The following is a 502-nucleotide window of genomic DNA, read 5'->3' on the forward strand; positions in this document are numbered from 1 at the left end:
ACTTCCATAAATGGGCGTTAAAAAAAAGATGTGCAAATATAACGAAAAACAGGCGGGAAACCGAGGAGAAAGCTATTCACACATGTGGATTTTAACAGGGTTATGGCTTCTTAAGTACTGCCACGGTAAGCCTGCTGACACATACCAGTTTTTCAGCCTCGTCCCTGATCTTGATGTCCCAGACATGCGTTGTGGCTCCGACATGCAAAGGCTCCACGGTTGCAGTTACCATCCCATCCCGTTTGCCGCGTAGGTGGTTGCAGTTGATCTCTATGCCAACTCATATTTGTTTTTCCTTATTGATACACAGCGATGAAGCGACACTTCCAACCGTTTCGGCAAGGGCAGCCGATGCACCACCGTGCAGCAGACCGTACGGCTGCCTTGTAAGGTCGGCAACAGGCATAGTAGCTTTAAGATAATTCTCGCCAACCTCGGTAAACCGTATTTGCAGCACCTCAGCCATTGTATTAGAAGATAATAAATTAAGTTCCTCAACTAA

Annotated in this window: 1 pseudogene; it reads right to left on the reverse strand. The window is 46.6% G+C overall.

Annotated features, from left to right (window positions below):
- Positions 1–100 precede the first annotated feature (100 nt).
- Positions 101–466, reverse strand: a pseudogene (locus P2W82_RS24745) (hotdog fold thioesterase).
- Positions 467–502: the final 36 nt, after the last annotated feature.

It is taken from the genome of Pollutibacter soli (assembly GCA_029269725.1).
In the GTDB taxonomy this organism is placed as follows: Bacteria; Bacteroidota; Bacteroidia; order Chitinophagales; family Chitinophagaceae; genus Pollutibacter; species Pollutibacter soli.